This window comes from Mesorhizobium sp. M7A.F.Ca.MR.362.00.0.0, assembly GCF_004023175.1.
Taxonomy (GTDB): domain Bacteria; phylum Pseudomonadota; class Alphaproteobacteria; order Rhizobiales; family Rhizobiaceae; genus Mesorhizobium.
In genome coordinates this window covers 1-795 of the sequence record NZ_RZTF01000768.1, presented here as the reverse complement: position 1 = coordinate 795, position 795 = coordinate 1, and the positions used below count along the sequence as shown (strand labels likewise).

1 protein-coding gene and 1 pseudogene (1 of these 2 only partly in view) are annotated in these 795 nt (G+C 70.2%); both read left to right on the top strand.

The annotated features are described in order from the left end of the window. Window positions 1–197: pseudogene (locus EOC06_RS37555) on the top strand (RNA pseudouridine synthase) (its annotated part extends 378 nt beyond the left edge of the window); the annotation flags it as partial. Next, window positions 197–751, top strand: coding sequence for a 16S rRNA (guanine(966)-N(2))-methyltransferase RsmD (gene rsmD, locus EOC06_RS37550; RefSeq protein WP_128310134.1), 555 nt, complete (start codon window positions 197–199; stop codon window positions 749–751). The pseudogene EOC06_RS37555 and the gene rsmD, both read left to right, overlap by 1 nt. Window positions 752–795: the final 44 nt, after the last annotated feature.

The following is a 795-nucleotide window of genomic DNA, read 5'->3' as shown; positions in this document are numbered from 1 at the left end:
CACCGGGCGCGCGGCCGATCGGCAAGGGCAGGGCCGATGCAGACGCAGCCAAGGCCGCTGAAGCAAAGGCGCGAAAGGCATCGTTCAAACCGACCTATGGTAAACCGGCCGGCGCAAAGCCGTTCGGCAAGCCGCGCGGCGACCGTCCGACCAGCACACGCGGTGAGCGGCCGCGCGGCGGCCCCAAGGGCAAGTAATGCGGATCGTCGGCGGTGAGTTTCGCGGGCGTCCGCTGGCCACGCCGCGCAGCGACGCCATCCGGCCGACGACCGATCGCACCCGCGAGGCGGTCTTCAACGTGCTGGCGCATCGCTTTGCCGCGCAATTGGACGGCGCGCGCGTGCTCGACCTGTTCGCCGGCACCGGTGCGCTGGGGCTGGAAGCCCTGTCGCGCGGTGCCTCCTATGGCGTCTTCATCGAGGAATCGGCCGAAGGCCGTGGCCTGATCCGCGACAATGTCGAGGCCTTCGGCCTGACCGGCCGCACCAAGATCTTCCGCCGCGATGCCACCGGCCTTGGCGAAGCGGGCACGCTGGCGCCGTTCGGCCTCGTCTTTGCCGACCCGCCCTATGGCAAGGGCCTTGGCGAGCGCGCCTTGCAGTCGGCGAAAGCCGGCGGCTGGCTTCGCCCTGGCGCGCTGTGCGTGGTCGAAGAGGCGGCAGTGGCGCCCTTCGAGCCGGGCCCCGGCTTTTCCGTGCTGGACGAGCGCAACTATGGCGAGACCGTCATCCGCTTTATCGAGGCGGCCTGATACGCCTTCGCGATTGGCGGTTCCTCTCCCCCGCTTCACGGGGG